Origin of the sequence: Nocardia sp. CWNU-33 (genome assembly GCF_046764895.1) — a bacterium.
GTDB lineage: Bacteria > Actinomycetota > Actinomycetes > Mycobacteriales > Mycobacteriaceae > Nocardia.
Map to the genome: position 1 here is coordinate 1 of NZ_JBKOQN010000013.1, position 21,949 is coordinate 21,949.

At 66.7% G+C, this 21,949-nt stretch carries 22 protein-coding genes and 1 pseudogene; 9 read left to right on the forward strand and 14 right to left on the reverse strand.

Features of this window, described 5'->3' with window-relative positions; translation table 11 throughout:
* From thiG to thiO, 3 genes and pseudogenes are all read right to left on the reverse strand, one after another.
* A pseudogene (gene thiG, locus ACLMAL_RS19255) lies at positions 1-134 on the reverse strand (thiazole synthase); the annotation flags it as partial.
* Positions 127-345: a sulfur carrier protein ThiS gene (thiS, locus tag ACLMAL_RS19260; RefSeq protein WP_328406919.1), complete on the reverse strand. Its 219-nt coding sequence runs from the start codon at positions 343-345 to the stop codon at positions 127-129. The pseudogene thiG and the gene thiS, both read right to left, overlap by 8 nt.
* Complete coding sequence (gene thiO, locus ACLMAL_RS19265; protein ID WP_412000330.1) at positions 342-1,439, reverse strand: glycine oxidase ThiO; 1,098 nt, start codon at positions 1,437-1,439, stop codon at positions 342-344. Before thiO ends, thiS begins: the two co-directional genes overlap by 4 nt.
* A gap of 56 nt (positions 1,440-1,495) precedes the next feature.
* Here thiO and thiE point away from each other — a divergent pair, with 56 nt between their 5' ends.
* Entirely contained in the window at positions 1,496-2,194 is a 699-nt protein-coding gene (gene thiE, locus ACLMAL_RS19270) for a thiamine phosphate synthase (RefSeq protein ID WP_412000331.1), read from the forward strand.
* Positions 2,195-2,241: 47 nt separating this feature from the next.
* Here the strand turns inward: thiE and ACLMAL_RS19275 are convergent, their stop codons facing one another.
* Positions 2,242-2,955 carry an NUDIX hydrolase gene (locus ACLMAL_RS19275; RefSeq protein WP_412000472.1) on the reverse strand — a complete coding sequence of 238 codons (714 nt, stop codon included), beginning with the start codon at positions 2,953-2,955 and terminating at the stop codon, positions 2,242-2,244.
* 117 nt (positions 2,956-3,072) lie between these two features.
* On the opposite strand from ACLMAL_RS19275, the gene ACLMAL_RS19280 reads away from it, so the two are divergent.
* The 5 genes from ACLMAL_RS19280 to ACLMAL_RS19300 all read left to right on the forward strand — a co-directional run bounded on the left by ACLMAL_RS19280 (position 3,073) and on the right by ACLMAL_RS19300 (position 9,814).
* Entirely contained in the window at positions 3,073-4,446 is a 1,374-nt protein-coding gene (locus ACLMAL_RS19280; RefSeq protein WP_412000332.1) for a hypothetical protein, read from the forward strand.
* Complete coding sequence (locus ACLMAL_RS19285) at positions 4,443-5,420, forward strand: glutamate ABC transporter substrate-binding protein (protein ID WP_412000333.1); 978 nt, start codon at positions 4,443-4,445, stop codon at positions 5,418-5,420. The genes ACLMAL_RS19280 and ACLMAL_RS19285 overlap by 4 nt, the downstream gene beginning before the upstream one ends.
* A 6-nt stretch (positions 5,421-5,426) precedes the next feature.
* Positions 5,427-7,955: a serine/threonine-protein kinase PknG gene (locus ACLMAL_RS19290; protein ID WP_412000334.1), complete on the forward strand. Its 2,529-nt coding sequence runs from the start codon at positions 5,427-5,429 to the stop codon at positions 7,953-7,955.
* A gap of 129 nt (positions 7,956-8,084) precedes the next feature.
* On the forward strand, positions 8,085-8,459 hold the full coding sequence (locus tag ACLMAL_RS19295) for a hypothetical protein (RefSeq protein WP_412000335.1): 375 nt from the start codon (positions 8,085-8,087) through the stop codon (positions 8,457-8,459).
* Between the two features lie 155 nt (positions 8,460-8,614).
* The gene (locus ACLMAL_RS19300) at positions 8,615-9,814 is read left to right on the forward strand and encodes a cytochrome P450 family protein (RefSeq protein WP_412000336.1); all 1,200 of its coding nucleotides are present in this window, start codon (positions 8,615-8,617) and stop codon (positions 9,812-9,814) included.
* A gap of 41 nt (positions 9,815-9,855) precedes the next feature.
* Here the strand turns inward: ACLMAL_RS19300 and ACLMAL_RS19305 are convergent, their stop codons facing one another.
* The 5 genes from ACLMAL_RS19305 to pta form a co-directional block, all read right to left on the reverse strand.
* Entirely contained in the window at positions 9,856-10,821 is a 966-nt protein-coding gene (locus ACLMAL_RS19305; protein ID WP_412000337.1) for an AraC family transcriptional regulator, read from the reverse strand.
* 353 nt (positions 10,822-11,174) lie between these two features.
* Positions 11,175-12,041 carry an alpha/beta fold hydrolase gene (locus tag ACLMAL_RS19310; protein ID WP_412000338.1) on the reverse strand — a complete coding sequence of 289 codons (867 nt, stop codon included), beginning with the start codon at positions 12,039-12,041 and terminating at the stop codon, positions 11,175-11,177.
* A gap of 139 nt (positions 12,042-12,180) precedes the next feature.
* A complete protein-coding gene (locus tag ACLMAL_RS19315; RefSeq protein ID WP_412000339.1) occupies positions 12,181-12,285 on the reverse strand; it encodes a hypothetical protein in 105 nt (34 codons plus the stop codon).
* 272 nt (positions 12,286-12,557) lie between these two features.
* Positions 12,558-13,775, reverse strand: coding sequence for an acetate kinase (locus ACLMAL_RS19320; RefSeq protein ID WP_412000340.1), 1,218 nt, complete (start codon positions 13,773-13,775; stop codon positions 12,558-12,560).
* A gap of 126 nt (positions 13,776-13,901) precedes the next feature.
* Positions 13,902-15,974: a phosphate acetyltransferase gene (gene pta / locus ACLMAL_RS19325; protein WP_412000341.1), complete on the reverse strand. Its 2,073-nt coding sequence runs from the start codon at positions 15,972-15,974 to the stop codon at positions 13,902-13,904.
* An 82-nt stretch (positions 15,975-16,056) separates the two neighbouring features.
* Here pta and ACLMAL_RS19330 point away from each other — a divergent pair, with 82 nt between their 5' ends.
* On the forward strand, positions 16,057-16,563 hold the full coding sequence (locus ACLMAL_RS19330) for a nitroreductase family deazaflavin-dependent oxidoreductase (protein WP_406234154.1): 507 nt from the start codon (positions 16,057-16,059) through the stop codon (positions 16,561-16,563).
* A 99-nt stretch (positions 16,564-16,662) separates the two neighbouring features.
* Here ACLMAL_RS19330 and ACLMAL_RS19335 read toward each other — a convergent pair whose 3' ends face one another.
* Positions 16,663-17,082 (reverse strand): hypothetical protein, encoded by a 420-nt coding sequence (locus tag ACLMAL_RS19335; protein WP_412000342.1) that lies wholly within the window; start codon positions 17,080-17,082, stop codon positions 16,663-16,665.
* A 145-nt stretch (positions 17,083-17,227) separates the two neighbouring features.
* Complete coding sequence (fgd, locus tag ACLMAL_RS19340) at positions 17,228-18,238, reverse strand: glucose-6-phosphate dehydrogenase (coenzyme-F420) (protein WP_412000343.1); 1,011 nt, start codon at positions 18,236-18,238, stop codon at positions 17,228-17,230.
* Positions 18,239-18,676: 438 nt separating this feature from the next.
* Here fgd and ACLMAL_RS19345 point away from each other — a divergent pair, with 438 nt between their 5' ends.
* Together ACLMAL_RS19345 and ACLMAL_RS19350 are read left to right on the forward strand one after the other, a co-directional pair.
* Positions 18,677-19,432: an HAD-IIA family hydrolase gene (locus tag ACLMAL_RS19345; RefSeq protein WP_412000473.1), complete on the forward strand. Its 756-nt coding sequence runs from the start codon at positions 18,677-18,679 to the stop codon at positions 19,430-19,432.
* A gap of 66 nt (positions 19,433-19,498) precedes the next feature.
* Complete coding sequence (locus tag ACLMAL_RS19350; protein WP_412000344.1) at positions 19,499-19,912, forward strand: hypothetical protein; 414 nt, start codon at positions 19,499-19,501, stop codon at positions 19,910-19,912.
* A 114-nt stretch (positions 19,913-20,026) separates the two neighbouring features.
* On the opposite strand, the gene ACLMAL_RS19355 is transcribed toward ACLMAL_RS19350, so the two are convergent.
* The 3 genes from ACLMAL_RS19355 to ACLMAL_RS19365 form a co-directional block, all read right to left on the reverse strand.
* Positions 20,027-20,482, reverse strand: coding sequence for a MarR family winged helix-turn-helix transcriptional regulator (locus ACLMAL_RS19355; protein ID WP_412000345.1), 456 nt, complete (start codon positions 20,480-20,482; stop codon positions 20,027-20,029).
* Between the two features lie 108 nt (positions 20,483-20,590).
* Positions 20,591-21,232: a type 1 glutamine amidotransferase family protein gene (locus ACLMAL_RS19360; RefSeq protein ID WP_412000346.1), complete on the reverse strand. Its 642-nt coding sequence runs from the start codon at positions 21,230-21,232 to the stop codon at positions 20,591-20,593.
* Between the two features lie 238 nt (positions 21,233-21,470).
* Complete coding sequence (locus ACLMAL_RS19365) at positions 21,471-21,917, reverse strand: RpiB/LacA/LacB family sugar-phosphate isomerase (RefSeq protein ID WP_328406939.1); 447 nt, start codon at positions 21,915-21,917, stop codon at positions 21,471-21,473.
* Positions 21,918-21,949: the final 32 nt, after the last annotated feature.

A 21,949-nucleotide genomic window follows, 5' to 3' on the forward strand; every position in this document is an offset into this window, starting at 1 on the left:
ATCGCGACCGTGGTGAGTTCGGTACCGGAGGCGAGCAATGCCTCCTCGAGCACGGCGAGGTTGTCCGCGCCGCCGGTGCCCATGATCAGCCGGGAGCCGAACTGCTTGCCCGCGATCTCCAGTGCGTCAGCCACCCTGGACCGCCGTGAGCACCTCGATCTGCCAGCCGCGCCCGACCGGCTCGCCCCAGCGGGACTTCGGGAACACCGCACCGTCCACCGCGAGCGCGACGCCCTGATTAGGCAGCCCGAGTCGGTCGAGCAGCTCACGCACGGTCAGTGCTTCGGCGAACTCGTGGTCGGCGCCGTTCACGGTGACACCGATGGGGATTGACGTCGCGGTCATCGAATTCCTCCTGCGGACGACGATAGAGACGGCGCACCGCGCGCCGAAAAGCGTTGCGGATCGGCGGCTTCCGCTGCCGCGAGCACTGTGCCGTCGAGCACGCTCAGCACCGCGTCGGCGGTGAGTGGGACGGCGAGCATGCCGTTGCGGCCGTGTCCGGTCGCGGCGACGATCCGGTCGGTGAGCCGGCCGATCAGCGGCAGATTGTCCGGGGTGCCCGGCCGTGAACCCGCACTGGCCTCGGCCAATTCGTACTCGCCGATGCCGGGCAGCACCGCCTCGGCGTCCGCGATCAGGTCACGGACACCGGCCACGGTCACCGCAGTGTCGAAGCCTGCCTCGTATTGTGTCGCGCCGACAACGATTCCGTCCGCGCGCGGCACCAGATAGACCGGCCTGCCGTGCACGCGGGCGCGGATCACCCGCGTCGGCGGGGGTGTCGCGCCAGGCCGATGCCGTAGGCGCAGGATCTCCCCCTTGACGGGACGGACCGGTAGCTGCGGCCACAAGCCTGCGGAGGCCGCGCCCGCCGCGAGCACGATCTGATCGTGTGGTAGTGCGTCGAGTGCGGCAACCGATTCGGCGCGGAACTCGACCCCCTCGGCCACGCAGGCCTGCCGCAAAGCATCGAGCAGCCGCCGGTTGTCGATGGCGGGCTCCGCGGGTGCGAGCAGACCGGCACGCACCGTGCGGGCCAGTGTCGGCTCGCACGCCCGCACGCCTGCCCGATCCAGCAGGTGTAGCTCGTTACCGCGACCGCCCACCCAGTCGGCCACCGTACGCAGGTCAGCGACATCGGCTCCGTCGAGCGCGACGGTCAATGTCTCATCGGCGACGAAGACATGCACTCCGGTGGCGGCCTCGACACGCCCGGCGAAATCCGGCCAGCGGGCCAGTGAGGCGGCGCCGAATTCGAGGACGCGATCCTCCCCCGGCCAGCCTTCCGACAGCGGTGCCAGCATGCCCCCCGCAACCCATGAGGCGCCGGATCCGACGGCGGGGTCGAAGTTTGTGACCGTCCAGCCAGCCTGTGCGGCCCGCCAGGCCACGGCGAGTCCGATGGCGCCGCCACCGACGACAGCCAAAGTCCGCATCCGTTCCACCTGCCTTCTATTCGCATCCCCACGGTAGCGCGGCTACGGTCGAGGACGTGCAACCCTCCCACCCCAACCGCTCCCTACCGCCCAGGGAGCGTCTGGCAACCGCGCGGCTCTATCTCTGCACCGACGCTCGCCGGGAGAAGGGCGATCTGGCCAAGTTCGCCGAAGCCGCCCTCGCAGGCGGCGTCGACATCATTCAGCTCAGAGACAAGGGCTCGCCCGGCGAGGCGAAGTTCGGTCCGATGGAGGCCAAGGCCGAGCTCGGCGCGCTCGCTGAACTCAAGGCCGCGGCCCGCAGACACGGTGCGTTGGTCGCGGTGAACGACCGCGCCGATATCGCACTCGCGTGCGGCGCCGATGTGCTGCACCTCGGACAGGGCGACCTGCCGCCCTGGTACGCCAGGCGCATCCTCGGACCCGATGTGGTGATCGGGCGCTCCACCCACAATCGCGCGCAGGCCGGACTTGCTGCGATCGACGAGCACATCGATTACTTCTGCACCGGTCCGGTGTGGACGACCCCGACCAAACCCGGCCGCCAGGCCGCCGGACTGGATCTGGTGCGCTCCACCGCCGACGCCCACCCGACCCGGCCCTGGTTCGCAATCGGCGGTGTGGACGGCCCTCGCTTGCCGGAGCTGCTGGCAGCCGGGGCCGACCGCATTGTCGTGGTGCGAGCGATCACCGAAGCCCGTGATCCGGAGGCCGCGGCCCGAGAACTCAAGGCCACGCTGCTCGAAAACGCGTAGGCCGCAGCGCCCCGGCCCGACATCCCGTCGACTTCGGTCCGCGAGCTTTAGGACACCACTTGGACGCGGGTGAGCGAAAGGACCGGGTCGGGCATCGCGGTATCGGCGACCGAGGTCGATTCCGATGCTGCCGCCCTAGCGCCGGCTTCGCGCACGGCCGGGTCGACGATTCTGGCGTAACCACCGGGGCCATCCGGATCCGAATGCAGCCAGACGAACCCTTCGTCGGCCAAATCGACGGTGCGCGGTAGCGCGGCCGCAACGGCGGGGGCGTCCACTACATCGTCCAAGCAGACGCGAGCGGGCGCGGCACGCAGCGACGGCCAGGAGGCGGCGAAGCCGGGGTGCAGCGGACGGGCGTCGACCTCGTCTTCCGGCACCCAGGCCAACGCGGTGCTCTCGCGGTTGCGGCTGGTCGGCAGAGTCATCACGGCATCGGCGACCACGGTCGTATAGGTCCAGCCGCTCGATGAGGTGGCTGTGACCCGCTCCCCGCGCACCCGGACGTCGGCGGGATCGATACCCGCCTCCTCCCATGCCTCGCGTACTGCGGCGTACACGGGCGTCTCGTGGCTGTCGCGCGCGCCGCCCGGCAACGCCCAGGTGCCGCCCTGATGACTCCACAGCGCGCGATGCTGCAGCAACACCGCGGAACCACCGCCGGCCAGCGGAGCGCGCAGCAGCAGGCCGGCCGCGCCGAAGCGGCCCCAGTGCCGCAAGCCGTCGGGGTCATCCGACCAACCGTCGCCGTCACCACGCATCTGCCAAACCATCCTCATCCAGCCATGGCAGGGGTGTTTCACACGCCACGGCACCGGTAAGACCACAATAAACTCCGACACGGCGCGTACGTGCGCCACAAAACCGGGGAGGTGGAGATGGCTCGCACCGAGGAGGCGACGGCTGCGCAGCCGCCGTCGGTCGTTACCGAGCCCGCGCGCAAGCATCTCGGTGCCGCGCGCAACTCGGCGGTGCGTGAGCATCTCGACCCGGCCAATCTGCGATCATTCGCGCAGTCCTCACCGGGGCGGCTCATCGCGATCGGCCTGGTCCTCATCGGCCTATGCATTGCAGCGGGCGTCGTTTCCGCGGTGACGGTGAGCGAACGTCAGCAGGCGCTCGACATCCTGCTCGACGACACCGAGCCGGACGCGCAATCCGCACAGCGGCTCTACACCACGCTGTCCATCGCGGACGCCGCGGCGAGCACCGCGTTCATCGCGGGCGGCCTGGAACCCGAGGCCGTGCGCGACCGATACAGTCAGGCACTCGGCGAGGCATCCTCGGAGCTGGTGATCGAGTCCGGGCCCGCCTCGACGGCATCCGCCGACCCCGACACCAGGCTACGGACCGGGATCGCCACCGGCCTGCCCGTGTATTCGGGTCTCATCGAGACGGCCCGAGCGAACAATCGCAGCGGATATCCGGTCGGCGCAGCGTATTTGAGCGAGGCATCGAATCAGATGCAGACGACGCTGCTGCCGATGGCTCAGGAACTACAGGATCATCGATCGGGCGCGGTCGACGCGGCCCAGCGCCACCATGCGCGGCCACCGTGGCCCGCCATCGTGCTGCTGATACTCGGCTTGGCGTTTTTGGTCTGGGCGCAAATCGAGCTGGCCAAGCGCTGGCACCGCGTGGTCAATCCCGGACTGCTGCTCGCCTCCGCCGCGATGGTGACCCTGTTGGCCTGGACCGTGGCCGCCGGGTCGATCTCGGCCGTGTCGATGATCAACGGCCGCGACGGCGCGGCGGTGCCGGCCTCCCGGTTGACCGAGAGCCGAATCGTGACCCAGCAGGCGCGTTCCGCCGAAACTTTGAAACTGGTGCGACGCGACGCGACCGGCGACTACGACCGCACCTATGATTACAGCATCGCCCGGCTGACCGAACTGCTCGACGGCTACCCGACGCGCGCGCCCGCAGCTGGGGACGTGGCGAATGCCCGTACCGCACTCGCCCGTTGGCGCGCCGCGCACCAGCGAATGAACGAAACTCTCGCCCACGGCGACTTCGACGGCGCGGCAGCGGTCGCGACCGGACCCGGCACCGCGGACGCTGCCGCCCAGGTGGATGCGCTGGACAGGTCGCTCGGCGCGGCGCTCGCGAAGACAAGGGACACCCTGCGCGGCAAGATCTCCCAGAGCGCCCGAGTGCTCGACTTCCTTGCTCCCGGCGCGATGGTGCTCAGCATCCTCGCCGCGAGTTTGGTCGGCCTCGGTCTCTGGCCCCGACTGCGGGAGTACCGATGAAAACCACCCGCGGCATCCTGGCCGCCGCCCTGCTCGCCGTCGCCTGTGCCGGCGGTTGTGCCGGCGACTCGCTCTCGAGCGCGCCGGCCAAGATCATCCGATACGACGAACCGCCGCTGCCGGCCAAGGCCGTTCCGGTACTGCCGAATACACCGATCACGCCACTCGTCGACACGCAATGCGGCGATCCGACCGCCAGCCTGCGGCCGACGGGCTCGGCGGTCGGTGGGCCGACCATCGATGCCATCCGCGCTCGTGGCCGACTGGTGGTCGGACTTGACACCGGCAGCAACCTGTTCAGCTTCCGTGATCCGGTCAGCGGCGCCGTCGTCGGCTTCGACGCCGACATCGCCAGGGAGGTCGCACGCGACCTGCTCGGCAGCCCGGACCTGATCGAATACCGCAGTCTCGGCTCCGCCGACCGCGAGCGGGCGCTGCAAAATCACACCGTCGACCTGGTCGCCAAGACCATGACGATCAACTGTGAACGACGGCAGAAGGTGACGTTCTCCACGGTGTACCTGCGCGCCTACCAGCGCGTGCTCGCGGTGAAGAATTCCGGCATCAACGGCCTCGCCGACCTCGCGGGCAGGCGGGTGTGCGTGGTGCCCGGCACCACCTCACTGGAGCGGATCCGCCACGAACAGCCGGGCGCCACCATCCTTGCGGTGCCGACTTGGGCAGATTGTTTGGTGGTTCTGCAACAGCGCCAGGTCGACGCGGTAAGCACCGACGACGCCATCCTGGCCGGCCTCGCCGCGCAGGATCCCTACTACACCCAACTGGTGGGCGGCAGCATCAGCTTCGAGCCCTACGGCATCGGTATCCCCAAAGGCAACGACGATCTGGTGCGTTTCGTCAACGGGACGCTGGAGCGGATCCGGGCCGACGGCACCTGGACCAGAATCTATCGACAGTGGCTTTCCGTGCTCGGCCCCCCACCGGTGCCGCCGGAACCGACCTACCTGGACTGACCGCCGATGACGAGCCAGCACGGCGCCGACCCTGACAATTCCGCCCGTTCCGGTAGGAATGGTTCGCCTGCGCCGCAGGAGGATTCGGCCGACCACGACCTAGCGGGCACCCAGGCGGTCCGACCTGGGCACGAACCCGCGGCCGAGGAGAACATCGGACCCGACACCATTGCCGCCGAAACCGTTGGACCGGGCACCACCACCGAGGAAACCGTCGCGCCGGACAACATAACCGTCGCGCCCGGCCCCACAGCTGACGATACCGCTGGGCCGGGCACCACCGCATCCGAAGCCGCCGGACCAGGCACCACCGCATCCGGCTTCACCGTCAGCACGCGGCGTCCGCAATCGGAGCCGAACTCGAACGCCACGATGCGGACCTCCGGCCGCAGCGTGCGTAGCACGCGCACCGTCCGCTCACGCCCGACGGTGCGCAAGCTCGGCGGGGGACTGGTGCCCATCCCGACCATCGTGCCCGCCGATCCGCGCGACGCGGTGCTCACCGATCCGGTCGTCTCCGAAGGCAAGCGCTTCTGCTGGCGTTGTGGGAGCCCGGTCGGCCGGGCCACCGCGGTCCGGCCTGCGACGACCGCGGGGACCTGCCAAACCTGCGGCGTCAAATACGATTTCCGACCCTTGCTGTTCCCGGGCGACCTGGTCTCGAACCAGTACGAGATCCAGGGCTGCATCGCACACGGCGGACTCGGCTGGATCTACCTGGCGATCGACCGCAATGTCAGCGACCGCTGGGTGGTGCTCAAGGGCCTGCTGCACGCGGGCGATGCCGAGGCACAGGCGGTGGCCGTGGCCGAGCGCCAATTCCTTGCCGAAGTGGCCGATCCCAGCATCGTCAAGATCCACAATTTCGTCGAGTACACCGGCCAGGACGGCGAGCCGGTCGGGTATATCGTCATGGAATATGTCGGCGGCAAATCGCTGCGCGACATCCTCGACACCTATCCGCGGCCACTGCGGATGCCGGTCGCCGAGGCCATCGCCTATCTGCTGGAGATCCTGCCCGCGCTGGACTACCTGCATTCCGTCGGATTGACCTACAACGATCTCAAGCCCGACAACATCATGATCACCGAGGACCAGGTGAAACTGATCGACCTCGGTGCCGTCGCCATTATCGAAGCGTACGGAAATCTCTACGGCACCCGGGGGTTCCAGGCGCCGGAGATAGCAAGGACAGGGCCGACTGTGGCGTCGGACATCTACACCGTCGGGCGGACGCTCGCCGTGCTTACATTGAGCATGCCGATGGAGCAGGGCCGCTATCTGGATGGAATTCCATACCCCGCAGCACATCCCGTGCTCGAGCGCAACGAGTTCTTCCATCGGTTGCTGTTGTCGGCGACCGACCCCGACCCGCAGCGGCGCTTCCCCTCCGCTCGCGCCATGTCCGCCCAGATGGCGGGCGTGCTGCGCGAAATCCTGGCCTTGCAGACCGGGACCGAGCATCCCCAGCTGTCCACGGTGTTCAGCCCGCAGCGCGCCAGTTTCGGCACCGAGGAGCTGATCAGTCAGACCGATGCCTACGCCGACGGCATCGGCCGCAGCACTCGGCTCGAGGCACGGGAAGTCGCTGCGGCCCTTTCTGTTCCGCTCATCGATCCGGCGGATCCTGCCGCGCCGCTGCTCGCCGCCGCCGCCGTGCACCACGACCCGCAGCAGGCACTGGAAGCACTGCGCGAAGCACGCGAGCGCGCCGAATCCGATCCCGAGAATGCTCCGGAGAGTATGGATCTGGAGCTGACGCTCGCGGAGACGCGGGCGTACCTCGATCTCGGCGAGTCGGCCACTGTGCTGGATATGCTGTCGCGAATACCCGCCGATAACGATTGGCGTATCGATTGGCACACCGGTCAGGCCCAGCTGCTGGAACAGGATTACGAAAAGGCTTTCGCCAGTTTCGACGCGGTGCTGCAGGTGCTGCCTGGCGAAATCGCGCCGAAGCTGGCGCTGGCGGCCACGGCGGAACTGATATTGCAGCAGTGGGATTCCGACGATCCGGAGCAGTGGCGGGTCTACGCCGAGAAGTTCTACGACTCGGTGTGGCGCACCGACCGCGCGGTGGTGAGCGCAGCCTTCGGCCTGGCCAGGCAGCTGGCCACGGCGGGCCGGGTCACCGATGCGGTGCGCGCGCTCGACGAGGTCCCCGTCGCGTCGCGGCACTACACCACAGCACGCCTGACCGCCGTGCTGCTGTTGCTCACCTGCGCGCCGGTGGGCGAACTCGAGGAAGCGACGCTGCACATCGCGGCCTCCCGAATGCTTGTCATACCGAAGGGCGAAGGCCGCGCGGTCCAGATGCGCGTCCTTGTCCTCGGCGCGGCCCTGGCCTGGCTGCAGGCGGGCAATACGCCGAAACGGCAGGACGCCACCCTGTTCGGCGCCCCCTTCACTGACCGCGACCTGCGCGAAGGCACCGAAGCCAGCCTGCGGGCCCTGGCCCGAAGCGCGCCGGGCCGAAACCATCGCTACGCCTTGGTCGACCTGGCGAACGCCATTCGAGCCAAGACCTGGATCTAAGTAAACGTCCGCTCAGCCAGCACCGCACCACGAAACCATGGTCTACCTCGCGACAATCATGACCATGTCACGGTGATCGGCCCTCAACAAACTGGCAGCCGGATCCATGAACCGCGCTAGCATCGCGCGATGGTGAAAGAAAGCCGCCGCCGAGTCCTTACGGTGGGTGAGCAGCAGTACCGCTGGAAGACCTACCACCAGCATGTAAACGGCTGCGAGGAAGTCCTGCGGCTGCGACAACTCGGGTCGGTGGCAGGCCTGACACTGGTCTTCCGCCCCGATGGTGAGCGCAATGTCTCCGACGGCGGGCCGGGCCCGACCGGTGTCATCTGGATTGGTGACCGTTTGCTGAACCTGAACAAGCCCGGCGTGGTTCGCGCGTTCGCCGACGCGGCCGTCGACGCGGGCTGGATGGCCGGGGCATGCACAGTCGGCCGCCGCAATGGCTGGGACCTATTCGATGACGCGTACACCAGCAATACCAACGGCTCATCGACGGTATAGGCACCGGGACCAGATCTGCCCGAGTTCTCGGACACTCACTTTCGTTTTGGTTTCTTCCGGTTCCGGTCTGGGGCCGGAAACTCGCGTATCGCGCGCTCCGCACGCCCGGACGACCGAGAATTCCCTCAGCAATCCGAAATTTGTTGGGAGACAGCATGACCGAGCACGCGATCCAGCTGCCCACTGCGGGAGAGTCCACCTACGACACCTATGACCGAATTCGTGAGCGCGGCGAGGTCGTTCCTATCGAATTGCCGGGCGGGGTGCCCGCCTGGATCGCGACCAGCTACCAGGCCGTCAGTGAAGTCCTTGATGACAAACTGTTCAGTAAGAGTGCCGCGCAGTGTCCCGCCCTGCACGACGGCACCATTCCGGCCGATTGGCCCATGCGCGCACTCACCGATATCGACCACATGCTCAACAAGGACGGCCTCGACCACCGGCGGCTGCGCAAGACCATCAGCCAGGCGTTCACCCCCGCCAGGGTCGCCGCGCTCGAACCGCGCATCGAGAAGATCGCCGCGAACCTGATCGCAAACTTTCCCAGTGGCGACCGGATCGATCTGGTCTCGGCCTTCACCACGCCGTTCCCGGTCCGGGTGATCTGTGAACTGTTCGGCGTGCCGACAGCGGTACAGCCGCAGCTCAAAGACTGGACCACCACGCTCATCTCGCACACCAGTACCGGCGAACAGGCACAGAATGCGATGGCGGGCATGCTCGGCTACTTCGCCGAATTGCTGGAGAGTAAGCGGCGGGAGCCGGGCGACGATCTCACCACCGCACTGCTGCAAGCCAACGCAGAGAACGAGCTGACCGACGACGAGCTGTGCAACATGCTCTGGATAGTGATCGTGGCCGGACACGAGACCACTGTGCATCTGCTGGGCAACGCCGTCGTCACGCTGTGCACCCATCCCGAACAACTCGCCAAGGCGCTGGTCGAGGACCGATGGTCCGATGTCGTAGAGGAAGTGCTGCGGTACAAGTCATCTGTGGTCGGTGCCCTCATGCGATACGCACGCCATGATGTGACGGTGGCGGGAGTCGACATTCCCGCGGGCAGCATGATGATGTGGTACGGCGGAGTAGGCAGGGACGCGCGGCACTACCCGGACGCCGGTACGTTCGATATCGACCACGACCACCGGGACCAGTTGGCGTTCGGTCGCGGACCGCACTTCTGTCTCGGTGCGCCACTGGCCCGACTGGAGAGCCGCATCGCACTTTCCATGCTGTTCAATCGCTTTCCGCGGTTGAGCCTCGCGGGTGATCCGGCGGATATCGAGTACGCCCCGCAGATCAGCACCAACGGACCACTCACGCTTCCGGTGCGGCTCGATTCCGCCACCTAGACGATGTGCGGGCTTCTGGCATCGGGCCCGAGCGGCTCCGGTCAGCGCGCCGCCACCGACTCCGCCACACCGCCGCGCTCGGTGAGTTCGGCCATCCTGCGGCGCCGGAAATCACTTGGCGTCTCGCCGAACCGCGCTTTGAACGCCGTGGAGAACCAGGCGGGGGTGAAGCCACTGCGGATGGCGAGGTCGCGGATGGGCACTGCCTGCCTTGTCGGGTCCTCGAGCAGGTCACGGGCGGCGCGCAGTGCCTCGTCCCGACGCACATCACGGAACGTGGTACCCGACTGCTGCAGGACCGTTCGCAGCTGCCGTGGAGACCAGCCCAGTGCCTGTGCCGCCGCGGGCAATCGCACGTCACCGTGGCCGACGTTCGCCCGCACATATCGCCGAACATGCTCGGCTATCTGCGCATGCTGAGACCGCTGCGGATGGGTGTCTCCGAGCGAGATCAAGGACAGCAGTTCGGCGATTCGATCGCAGACCGCGTTGAACTCACGGTCGGACAGGTTCGACTGTTCGGCGTGGGCACTACGGATCATCGCCTGTGTGATGCGGCCGAGGCCGGAGTTCAGGTCGAGCACCCTGGCGCCTGGGCCGGAAGACCCTGCTCGATGGTCGATCTCGGTGCGTGGCACCTGGAACGCGTACGCCGACAAATCCGGAATGTGTAGCTGGCACACGTCATCGAGGGCGGTCAACGCGGCATGCCCGGGATGCGTCCACGTCACCTCATCCCGATAACGGACCGAGTACAAGCCCTGTTCGGGGAGGACGACCCAGTAGAAGTCGTCGCAGGGACCTCGGCGGATGTGCGTTCGCGTTCGGTAGGAGGTGCTGGTTCCACGCTGCTCCCAGCGCAACAACCGATAGACGGTCGACTCCTGAACCGTCAGCCCCGAATGCCAGCGCTCGGGGTCACGGTACTGATAGTCCATCCCGACGAAGCTGTTGGCGACGGTCGTCCACGACTGCGAATCGCTCGCGGTCACGCGATAGCACTTCATAGTGACCACCCTCGCCGTCGGCTCGCAGATATCGTATTGTGCACCAGCACATGACGTCTGCACCACGATTTACGCCCGGCCAGCTGGTCACCGTTTGCGGGCCGCGAACCTCATTGACCCGCAAGCACATTCGCCGATACAGCACCACCGAGCCCAGCATGGCCGATCCGCAGGCAACTCACCACCAGCCACGGCTGACGATAGTTTCGAACGCTCACCAAGAAAAACCCGGCTGGGGGAAGACCGGTCGGGTCGGAGCTGCCGGAACAGTCGGCACGAAACCCCGGGAGCTACCAGATGCCACGGCCTGTGCCGGTGGCTGCACATTACAGCCACCAGGTCCGGTCGATTCCCTACCCCGCCAGCACCGCACGCAACTTGGTGGCGAAGCCGTCCGGGTCACCCTGCTGGCCGAACTCGCCGCCGAGGAAGCCGCCGTGGTTGCTGGGGAAATCCACCGGCGTCGAGCCCAGCTGTTCGGCGACGGCTACGCCGGCCCGGTAGGCCAGTTCTCCTTCCGATTCCACGCCGATGGCGACGACGATGCGGGTGGCGACGGCGCGCAGTGCTTCGAAATCGTGGATGTAGTGGGTGGTCGGGACGATGTTCTGGCCGACGAGTGCGTCGTTGCGGGAGCCGTCGTCCTCGGTCGGGAGGCCGAACATGGTGGGATCGACCGGGAGGGCGGAGAACTCGGCGGGGATTTCGCCTTTGAGGCTGATCAGGGTGATGAATTTCGCCATGGCGAGGCCGAAGCCGTCGCTGAGGTAGGTGTCGTGGATGTGCGTGGTGGCCGCCAGTGCCTGCTCGCTGTCGGGGAGGTAGCGGACGGCGGGGGGCTCGTGTGCGACGAGGGTGCGGACGTGGTCGGGATGCTTGGCGACCAGGGCGAGGGCATTGACCGCGCCGCCGCTGCTGGCGAAGAGGTCGATCGGGCCGCCGCCGACCGCGTCGATGACGCGACGCAGGTCGTCGGCGTGCAGGTCAGGGTTGGATTCGCTGGTGGGGTCGGTCTTTTCGCTGCGGCCGGTGCCGCGCGGGTCATAGGTGACGACCGTGCGGTCGGGGAAGCGGGCGGCCAGGCTGACGAATCCACTGGCGTCCATGGGCGAGCCGATCATCATCAGGATCGGCTCGTCGCGGGCCTGCTCTGCTTGGCGTACGTCGTAGGCGATTTCGGCGCCGGGGGTTTCGACGGTGTAGGTCTCGAGCTCGGTCATGGTGGTCGCTCCTTCTTTGTTGGTTGTTCGTACAGACGAAGGGGGGCATCGAAACTCATCGGTCGGTCCGCAGAAGCCTGCACGAGAACACCGAGCGTCCGCCGCACCGGTGGACTGGTGCGACTGCCTCGATCCGTGACTACTTGATGATCTTGGTGATCTGGCCTGCGCTTACTGTTCGGCCGCCCACACGGATGGGGAACTTCAGCCCGAGCTCCATGGCGATCGGCTGAATCAGCTGCACGTGAGCAGTTTGTCCACAGGCACCAAGAAAAAACCCGGCCGGAAGGGAAGACCGGCCGGGTCGGATCTGTCGGAACAGTCGGCACACCGAAACCCCGGGAGCCGCGTGCACTCAGCGAGCTCCGGGGGCAGCCGGAGCGAGCAATTCGGGAGGGGCGAGGGCATCGCTGACCCGAGAGCACGCGGAGCGGGTCGCCCGGGATTTCGGTGGGCCGGCGAACTCGATCCGATACCAATACTGGCGTATCGACCATGAGGTTTTCGTGAAGGTTTCTAGACCTGTTCGGCGGCCACCACGCGCTGCGCCGCGCGGGCGATGGCCAGCTCCTCATTGGTCGGAACAACCAGCACGGCCACTTCGGCTCCCGGTGCCGAAATATGCCGGGCCGTACGGTCTTTCGCGGTGTTGAGCGCGGGTTCGACCGCAATGCCGAAGCGGGAGAGCTCGGCGAGGGTGTCGGCGCGAACCTGTGGGCTGTTCTCCCCGACACCCGCGGTGAAGGTGATGGCGTCGAGGCGACCCAGCTCCACCAAGTACGCGCCGAGGTAGCGGCGCAGTCGGTGGATGTACACGTCGTAGGCGAGCTTCGCCGCGGCGTCACCCTGATCGATGAGCCGTTGCAGCTCACGGAAATCGTTGACACCCGAAAGCCCTTTCAGGCCCGAGTTCCGGTTCAGGAGCTCGTCGACCTGGTCGATATTCAGATCGGCCGAGCGCATGAGGTGCGGCACGATGCCCGGGTCGAGATCGCCGGACCTGGTGCCCATCACCAAGCCCTCCAACGGGGTCAGACCCATTGTCGTGTCGACCGGCTGACCGCCCTTGATCGCCGAGGCCGAAGCGCCGTTACCCAGGTGGAAGACAATCTGATTCAGGTCGGCGGGATCGCGATCGAGCAGCTGCGCGACCCGCCCGGAGACGTATTCGTGCGAAGTGCCGTGAAAACCATATTTCCGAATGCCCTGCGCGGCAGCGACCTTCGCATCGATCGCGTAGGTCTTCGCGGCATCGGGCAGGCTGTGGAAGAACGCGGTGTCGAACACCGCGACCTGCGGTACGCCCGGCAATAGCCTCCTGGCACTCTCGATGCCCGCAACATTGGCCGGATTGTGCAGCGGCGCAAGCGAAGACAGCTCCGAAATCGCGGTGACCACGGCATCATCGATCAGCGTCGGCTGGTAGAACACCTCGCCGCCGTGCACCACTCGATGCCCGACCGCGTGCACGCCCTCACTCGCCAGATCGCGTCCGGTCTCGGCAAACATCTCGAAAACCAGCCGCAGTCCGGCGGTGTGATCGGCGACCGGCTCATGACGCTCGACGGTCATTCCCTCGGCACGATGCTCGATCCCGGCGTTCGCCTCGCCGATCCGGTCGACCATGCCCGAAGCCGCGACAGCGCTCGACTCCGGGTCCAGCAGCTGGTATTTGATCGACGACGAGCCGGAATTGATGACCAGCACCAGACCATCGGCACGTTCGCTGCTCATGACGCCTCCTGTGTCCCGCGAGAGTTCACATCGCCTCCAGCGTCCTGCGGTGCTCTCGCACACGTTCAGCAACCGCGATCACGATGCGAATGTTCCGCATTGCCCCTGTGCCGCGGGACACCCCCGTCACTCTCCGTGCGCCTGAATCGCGGTGATCGCCACGGTGTTGACGATGTCGGCGACCAGAGCGCCGCGGGACAGATCGTTGACCGGCTTGCGCAGCCCCTGCAGCACCGGGCCGATGGCGATCGCGCCCGCACTGCGCTGCACTGCCTTGTAGGTGTTGTTGCCGGTATTGAGATCGGGAAACACGAACACCGTTGCGCGGCCTGCCACCTCGGAATCCGGCAGCTTGGTGGTGGCGACGGTCGGCTCGATCGCTGCGTCGTATTGAATCGGGCCCTCCACCAGCAGTTCCGGCGCACGCTCGCGGACCAGTTTGGTCGCCACCCGGACCTTGTCCACATCGGCGCCGCTGCCCGATTCACCGGTCGAGTACGACAGCATGGCCACCCGCGGTTCGATGCCGAACCTGGCCGCGGTGCCCGCCGAGGAGATCGCGATATCGGCCAGCTGCTCCGAAGTCGGATCGGGGACCACCGCGCAGTCGCCGTAGGCGAGCACCCGGTCGGCAAGGCACATCAGGAACACACTGGACACCGTGGCGACGCCGGGCGTGGTCTTGATGATCTCGAACGACGGCCGGATGGTGTGCGCCGTGGTGTGCGCGGCACCGGACACCATGCCGTCGGCAATGCCCTTGTGGACCATCATGGTGCCGAAATATGAGATGTCGGTCATGGTTTCGCGGGCTCGCTCGACGGTCATGCCCTTGTGCGCGCGCAGCTTCGTGTACTCCGCGGCGAAATCATCCAGATATCCCGAAGTGGCGGGATCGAGCACCTGCGCGGCGGCAATATCGACGCCCAGTTCGGCGGCGCGGGCCCGGATGGACCCCTCGTCACCGAGAATGACCAGGTCGGCGATCTTGCGCTGTAGCACCCGACCCGCGGCACGCAGGATGCGGTCGTCGTCGCCCTCGGGCAGCACGATGCGCTTGCGGTCCGCGCGCGCCCGCTCGATGAGCTGGTACTCGAACATCTGCGGGGTCACCACCGAGCTGCGCGGAACGTCGATGCGCCGCAACAACTCCGCGTCGTCGACCCGCTGCTCCATCAGCGCGAGAGCGGTGTCGACCTTGCGCGGGCTGCCCGCCGACATCCGGCCGCGGGTGCGGTAGGCGGCACTGGCCGTGTCGTAGGTGCCGAGTTCGGTGGTGAGGATCGGCAGCTTCGGTTTGAGACCGGTCATCAGTCGCGCAACCGCGGGATGCGGGAGCATGCCGCCGTTCATGATGATGCCCGACAGCGACGGAAAGCCTTCCGCCTCATGCGCATTCACCACGCTGAGCAGCACGTCCGAGCGGTCAGCCGGCGCGATGACCACGACGCCGTCGACAAGCCGCTCCAGAATGTGTTCGGCCGTCATGCCGCCGACCATGATCTCCAACGCCTCGCGCTGCAGCAATTCCTGCTCGCCGCTGTACATTTCGCCGTCGATCGCGGTGGACAGCTCGGCCATGGTGGGCGCAATCAGCAAGGGCACTTCCGGCAGCGTCCAGGACGGCACATCGAAGCCCTGCAAGGCCGAGCACACCTCGTCGAGTTGGTCCGGATCGCAGCGGTTGGCGATGATCGCGACCAGCTGCGCGTGCTCGAGGGCCAGTTCGCTCGCGCACAGCTCGGCCAGATGCCGCACCTCCTCCGGGGTGCGGCCGGAGCCGCGCACCACCAATAGCACCGGTGCGCCGAGGTTCACCGCGATCCTGGCGTTGAAACGCAGCTCGCTGGGGCTTGCCACGTCGGTGTAGTCGCTGCCGACGATCACCACCGCATCGCACATCTTGGCGACCTCGTGGAAGCGCATCACGATCTCGCTGATCGCGGCATCGGGATCAGCGTGCACCTGGTCGTAGGTGACGCCGGTGGCCTGCGCGTAGTCGATATCGGCTGTGCTGTGTTCGAGCAGCAGTTCGAGAATGTAATCCGGCTCGGTGGTCGAGCGGGTGATCGGCCGGAACACCCCGACCCGAGCGGCGGTCGCACACAGCATCTGGAGCATCCCGAGCGCCACCGTCGATTTTCCGGTGTCACCCTCCGGAGACGCGATGTACACAGCGGATAGAGCAGCTTCGGCCATGGTCGAAGCTTAGTAAACGGATGGCAACTCCCCGCCTTCCCGAGTCTTCAGGAAGCTTCTCGCAACGCCGTATAGTCCGGGCATGGCTGAGCAGTTCCCGGACCGGCAATGGGGTTCGCGCACCAATGTTCTTTCCCGCGCAGCGAATAAGCTCGCGGCTACCAAGCCCGGTTCGTGGTTCATTCGGAAGATCACGCCGCTGGATCGTGCACTGCTCGAGCGCACCGACGCCAAGTACACCGTGCTCGGCCCGATCGGTGCGCCCGTCATCCTGCTGACCAGCATCGGCCGCAAGTCCGGCGAGCCGCGCACCCAGCCGCTGCTCTATGTGCACGACGGTGACACGTTGTACGTGATCGGTAGCAACTTCGGTCAGGCCAAGCACCCGGCCTGGACCGCCAATCTGCTGGCGAACCCGCAGGCCACCGTCGCTATCGCGGGTGAACGCATCCCCGTCCAGGCCACCCTGGTCGCCGAGGCCGACAAGGACGCCGTCTTCGCCCGCTTCGTCGAAATCACCGGCGCCTACGACGCCTACCGCTCCCGCACCACCCGCGACCTGCGCATCTTCGCACTCACCCGCGCCTGAGATGTGCTCACGACTGGTCTTTCGCCTGCCGCAGTCCCTCGAAGGACTCGATGATGTGGTGACGGCGACCCATGCGGTGGCCGCCACCACACCGTTGATCTAGCCCCCGAAGCTACCGGTTGCTGGCTTGGCGGCGGGGACGGTGACAGTGACCAGCTCCGACAACTCGTATCCCGCGTCGCCCGCGCAGCCTCCCCTGGCCGTGATCGTCGTCCCCGGCTCGAGGCCTTCCAGCGACGTCTTGATCGTCTGGCCGGGGTTGGCCAGCGACTCCGGTCGAGAACCGCCGAAGAACACGTGGTTGTTGTCGGGTCCCACGCCGGCCTCGGCCCAGCATTGACCCTGGTCGTTCGGATTGTGCAGCGTCGCGGTCACCGTGCCCGGTCCGGTGCCCGCGAAGGTGATGTCAGGGGCCTTGAACGGCGTCGCGGCGCTTGCGGGCGCTGCGGTAGTGGGGGCGAACATAACGGCCGCGGCGGAGGCGGCAAGGAGGACGGCTCCATGAATTCGTCGGTTCATCACATGACCGGATCATTCCCTGGAACAGCCTTCAGCACAACAAAATTCGCCGCCAGAGCTGGGGATACCCACTAGAACGCACAGCGCGAGCGGTGGGACATGGCCGCGGCAACTGTCACGAGCGCCGCGTGGCCATGTTCGACTGTCAGCCGAGCGCGCGCAGGCGCGGAGCCAGGTCGCGCTGGAAGAGGTCGAGGAAGCGGCGCTGGTCGTGGCCGGGAGCGTGGAAGACCAGGTGGTTGAGGCCCGCGTCCAGGTAGGGCTTGATGAGGTCGACGGCCTGGTCGGGGTCGCTCGCAACGATCCAGCGCTTGGCGATCTGATCGATGGGGAGGGCGTCGGCGGCGGCCTCCATTTCGATCGGGTCGGTGATGCTGTGCTTCTGCTCGGGGGTCAGCGACAGCGGTGCCCAGAAGCGGGTGTTCTCCAGGGCCAGTTCGGGATCGGTGTCGTAGGAGATCTTTATCTCGATCATTCGGTCGATGTCGTCGACGGTGCGGCCTGCCTTCGCGGCACCCTCGGCGACGGCGGGCATCAGCTTCTCGGTGTAGAGATCCATGCCCTTGCCGGAGGTACAGATGAAGCCGTCACCATCGCGGCCCGCGTACCGGGCCACCAATGGACCGCCCGCAGCGATGTAGACCGGGATACCGCCCTTGGGGACGTCGTAGATCGAGGCGCCGACAGTGCGGTAGTACTGACCGTCGAAGTCGGTGCGCTCGCCGGTCCACAGTGCGCGCATCAGGTCGACCGATTCGCGCAGACGGGCGAAACGCTCCTTGAATTCCGGCCATTCGCCGGTGAACCCGGTGGCGATCTCGTTGAGCGCCTCACCGGAGCCGACGCCCAGCATGATCCGGTCCGGGTACAGACAGCCCATGGTGGCGAAGGCCTGCGCGATCACCGCGGGGTTGTAGCGGAAGGTCGGGGTGAGCACCGAGGTGCCGAGCTGGATGCGCTCGGTGCGCTCGCCGACCGCGGCCATCCAGGCCAGCGAGAACGGCGCGTGCCCGCCCTTGTGGCGCCACGGCTGGAAGTGGTCGCTCACGGTGGCGCTGTCGAGCCCGTGTTCCTCGGCGAGCACCGCGATCTCGACCAACTCCCGAGGACCGAACTGCTCTGCCGATGCCTTGTACCCGAGCTTGAGCTCACCCATGTGCGCCACTCCTGTCGCTTAGCTGCCACGGTTCGGGTGCGGGCGTTCCCGCACCCCGTTTCGGCCGTATCAACGCTTCATCGTGTCGCGATAGTCCGCGTCGCGGCACGACGGTCCTCCGCGTTTCAGACGGCCGTCCTCGACCATAGTCAGCGACCGACCCCGATGTGTGCAGGGTCGCACCGAGTCGATCCCTTACCCACGATCACCTGGACAGGCGGCTGCTTCGCGTTCACTCAGCCGGCGCAAACGGCTGCCTCGCGTTCACACAACCCAGGCGCAACCAGCTGCTTCGCGTTCACACAACCCAGGCGCAAGCAGCTGCTTCGCCTCAGCTCAGCCCGATGCAAGCGGCGACGGACTTCGTCCGGCTGCGTCATAGTGGACAATTGACCGGTGACCGCCATTGATGAGCCCATCCTGTCCTATCTCACCGACATGGACGGCGTGCTGGTGCACGAGGACCACATGATCCCGGGCGCGGACAAGTTCCTGGCAGAGCTGCGGTCCAACGAGATCCCGTTCCTGGTGCTCACCAACAACTCGATCCGCACCCCGCGTGACCTGCAGGCCCGACTGCGCCACACCGGATTGGACATTCCGGAAGAGGCCATCTGGACCTCCGCCCTGGCCACCGCCACCTTCCTCAATGACCAGCGCCCGAACGGAACCGCCTATGTCGTCGGCGAATCCGGGCTCACCACGGCGCTGCACGAGATCGGTTACGTGCTGACCGACAGCGATCCCGACTATGTCGTGCTCGGCGAGACCCGCACGTACTCCTTCGAGGCGATCACCACCGCCATCCGCCTTGTCGACCGCGGCGCCCGGTTCATCGCCACCAACCCGGACCCGACCGGCCCTTCCCGCGACGGCCTGCTGCCTGCCACCGGCTCGGTCGCCGCCCTGATCACCCGCGCGACCGGCCGCGACCCCTACTACGTCGGCAAGCCGAACTCGCTGATGATGCGGTCGGCCCTACGCCGCATCGGCGCCCACTCCCAGTCCACCGTGATGATCGGCGACCGAATGGACACCGACGTCATCTCCGGACTCGAGGCGGGGATGCGAACCATCCTCGTCACCACCGGCATCTCCACCCGCGCCTCGGTAGAGCAATTCCCCTACCGCCCGACGCTGGTTGTCGATTCGGTCGCGGACCTGGTCGGCCGTACCAGCACGCCTTTCGACTAGCCCCTGCACCAGCGTCACCCTCGCGACAGTGCGGGTCCCACCAGCGATGTTCGCCATACTGACATCATGGAAACCTGGTTCGACGCAGCACGTGCGGCGGAGACCGGCCATGACTGGGATGCAGCGATCTCCGCAGTCAGCGCTGTTGCCGAGTGCTACAGCGCAGACCATAACCGGCACGATGCGCATCTGTGGCACATGGATCTACTCGTGAAAGCGAGACGCCTCGACGAGCTAGCCACGCGGGGTGAGACCGACGTCCACGCGCGGCGCAGGCTGGACCGGTTCCTGTACGAGGACGGTCGCGACCGCGATCTCCGGCAACGGGCCCAGCATGGGGACAAGACCGCGCTGTACTTGCTCGTGAAGCTGCTTTGCCAGCGAGGGGAGCAAGCCGCTGCTCAGCAGGTGGTAGCCGAAATTGATGGCACCGATGAATACGCGCTGGGCCTGGCGAGACAGCGGCTGACCGACATATAGCACACAAACCGCACGTCAGTGTTGATCAGGACTTCGAACATCGACAGCTTCCGGTCCGGCGGGCGAGGTGTCGTCACCCAGCGGTCAGGAATCCCCGAGATCTGGTCGGCGCGATCAGGATTCGGTGTCGGTGATGGCGTCGAGGGCGGCGGATAAGGTGGTCAGCACATCCACCGTCAGGGCGAATTTTTCTGGGCCGAGTTCGGCCGCCAGTCGCTGTGCCATCACGGCGTGATGGGGGTTGATGCGCTTGATGGCGTCGCGACCGGCGTCGGTGGGCGCCACCAGTTTCGCGCGGCGATGGGCGGGGTTCGGGCGGTATTCGGCAAGTCCCTTGTCCACCAACAGATCCGCGATGCGCTGCACGCTCTGGCGGGTAATGCCCATCGCCCTGGCGATGCCCGCCACCGGAAGCGGTTCGCGCAGCACCGCTCCGAGCACTTGCCACCAGGCCGCAGTAATGCCCCCGGGTTGGGCGAGTTCTTCTGCGATCGTGAGGAATTGGCCGTTGAGCCGGAACGAGGTGATGGCGGCGGCGCTGAAGAGCTCCTGTTCAGGTGTGTCACTCATGCCGAGCAACCCTCCTGTGCCGCACGGCTTTCGGTGCCGGGCATGCCACCTCCTCGATGTGGATCGTCGGCGATCCGACCGTTCGATCGGATCGCCGTGGATTGTCCCTCAGTGGGAGGTTCCCGCCATCTGCGCCTCGTATTCGGCGAGCACGGCATAGCCTGCCGGATCGCTGTGCGCATAGAGCCGGTACCAGCCGTCGAGCACGTGCGGCTCGTACACACCGAGCCTGCCCAGCACCTCGCGGGCGAACTCGAAGGGTGCGGTCCCGCTCGCGGTGATCAGATCGCCGTCGGTCACCGCAGGCTCGTTCACGTAGCGGTCGCCGCCCGAATATCCGCTGTAGGCAAGGAATTCCGCGACATTACTGGTGTGCGCGCGAGTGTCGAGCAGACCCTCCTTCGCCAGCCCGAAGGTGGCGCCACAGATGCCCGCGACCGGCACACCCGCATCGAGGAACGCCCCGGCCAGCCGCGCGAACGGGGCAAGTTCACCCGTAACCCACGTATCCGCGCCGGGCAGGATCAGCATCGCGCTGTCAGCGGGGGCGAGGTCGGCGATCGCCACATCCGGCACAATCCGCACCCCGCCCATTGTGATGATCGGATCCATGGTCAGCCCGACCGTCTTGACCTGGAACTTTCCGGGCTCTTTATGCCAGGCGTGCTTGTTGATGTGCGCAGTGGCGGCACCAACCTCCCAGTCGGCGAGCGTGTCATAAACGGCCATGTGAACTGTTTGCGTGGACATGACAGTATCCTGTCATATTTGACAGGATACTGTCAACACTGTCAGGCCGGCTGGCGGTAGTTGCGTTGTTCGGACTCGGGAGGTCATCGACGGTAGCGAAATGGCGGTTGGTTACGAAGGCAGAGCAGCCATTCGACTACGCCCGGGCACACGCGACACCACGGGTTCAGGCGCTCGACAGCACGGGCAAAGGCGCGCGACCTGCGGATCGGCGAAGGAACGGGCCGACCCGATTCGTTCAGCGGGTGCGCTCGAGCTTCGAGAGGTGCGCGATATTGGCTCGATCATCCGAGTCCGTGCTCGGCTCCGTCACGAACCAGGCGTCGAGGATCTCCGTCAGCAGGGCACTCGAGGTCGTCCGCAGGCTCAGCGCAAGGACATTCGCGTCATTCCACTTGCGCGCACCGGCCGCGGTGGCGGCATCACCACACAGCGCGGCCCGGATACCGGCCACCTTGTTCGCGGCGATCGACGCACCGGTTCCGGTCCAGCAGCAGACGATGGCTTGCTCGGCTCGCCCCTCGGCGACATCACGCGCCGCCGCCGCACTGGCCCAGGCCCAGTCGTCGCGCTCCACCTCGGAAAGCGCCCCGTGCGCGAGTGTCTCCAGCCCGCGCCGATGCAGCTCCTCGATCAGTTCCTTCGCCACCCCGACACGCTCGTCTGCCGCCACCGAGATCCGCATACGTCCAGGGTAGGCACCCGGCGGCGCCGCAG

Excerpts from the sequence above, each read along its gene's own strand:
- thiS (WP_328406919.1), bottom strand. The coding sequence starts at position 345 with ATGACCGCGACGTCAATCCCCATCGGTGTCACCGTGAACGGCGCCGAC.
- thiO (WP_412000330.1), bottom strand. The coding sequence starts at position 1,439 with ATGCGGACTTTGGCTGTCGTCGGTGGCGGCGCCATCGGACTCGCCGTG.
- ACLMAL_RS19275 (WP_412000472.1), bottom strand. The coding sequence starts at position 2,955 with ATGCGTGGTGACGGCGACGGTTGGTCGGATGACCCCGACGGCTTGCGG.
- ACLMAL_RS19280 (WP_412000332.1), top strand. The coding sequence starts at position 3,073 with ATGGCTCGCACCGAGGAGGCGACGGCTGCGCAGCCGCCGTCGGTCGTT.
- ACLMAL_RS19285 (WP_412000333.1), top strand. The coding sequence starts at position 4,443 with ATGAAAACCACCCGCGGCATCCTGGCCGCCGCCCTGCTCGCCGTCGCC.
- ACLMAL_RS19290 (WP_412000334.1), top strand. The coding sequence starts at position 5,427 with ATGACGAGCCAGCACGGCGCCGACCCTGACAATTCCGCCCGTTCCGGT.
- ACLMAL_RS19295 (WP_412000335.1), top strand. The coding sequence starts at position 8,085 with ATGGTGAAAGAAAGCCGCCGCCGAGTCCTTACGGTGGGTGAGCAGCAG.
- ACLMAL_RS19300 (WP_412000336.1), top strand. The coding sequence starts at position 8,615 with ATGACCGAGCACGCGATCCAGCTGCCCACTGCGGGAGAGTCCACCTAC.
- ACLMAL_RS19305 (WP_412000337.1), bottom strand. The coding sequence starts at position 10,821 with ATGAAGTGCTATCGCGTGACCGCGAGCGATTCGCAGTCGTGGACGACC.
- ACLMAL_RS19310 (WP_412000338.1), bottom strand. The coding sequence starts at position 12,041 with ATGACCGAGCTCGAGACCTACACCGTCGAAACCCCCGGCGCCGAAATC.
- ACLMAL_RS19320 (WP_412000340.1), bottom strand. The coding sequence starts at position 13,775 with ATGAGCAGCGAACGTGCCGATGGTCTGGTGCTGGTCATCAATTCCGGC.
- pta (WP_412000341.1), bottom strand. The coding sequence starts at position 15,974 with ATGGCCGAAGCTGCTCTATCCGCTGTGTACATCGCGTCTCCGGAGGGT.
- ACLMAL_RS19330 (WP_406234154.1), top strand. The coding sequence starts at position 16,057 with ATGGCTGAGCAGTTCCCGGACCGGCAATGGGGTTCGCGCACCAATGTT.
- ACLMAL_RS19335 (WP_412000342.1), bottom strand. The coding sequence starts at position 17,082 with ATGAACCGACGAATTCATGGAGCCGTCCTCCTTGCCGCCTCCGCCGCG.
- fgd (WP_412000343.1), bottom strand. The coding sequence starts at position 18,238 with ATGGGTGAGCTCAAGCTCGGGTACAAGGCATCGGCAGAGCAGTTCGGT.
- ACLMAL_RS19345 (WP_412000473.1), top strand. The coding sequence starts at position 18,677 with ATGGACGGCGTGCTGGTGCACGAGGACCACATGATCCCGGGCGCGGAC.
- ACLMAL_RS19350 (WP_412000344.1), top strand. The coding sequence starts at position 19,499 with ATGGAAACCTGGTTCGACGCAGCACGTGCGGCGGAGACCGGCCATGAC.
- ACLMAL_RS19355 (WP_412000345.1), bottom strand. The coding sequence starts at position 20,482 with ATGAGTGACACACCTGAACAGGAGCTCTTCAGCGCCGCCGCCATCACC.
- ACLMAL_RS19360 (WP_412000346.1), bottom strand. The coding sequence starts at position 21,232 with ATGTCCACGCAAACAGTTCACATGGCCGTTTATGACACGCTCGCCGAC.
- ACLMAL_RS19365 (WP_328406939.1), bottom strand. The coding sequence starts at position 21,917 with ATGCGGATCTCGGTGGCGGCAGACGAGCGTGTCGGGGTGGCGAAGGAA.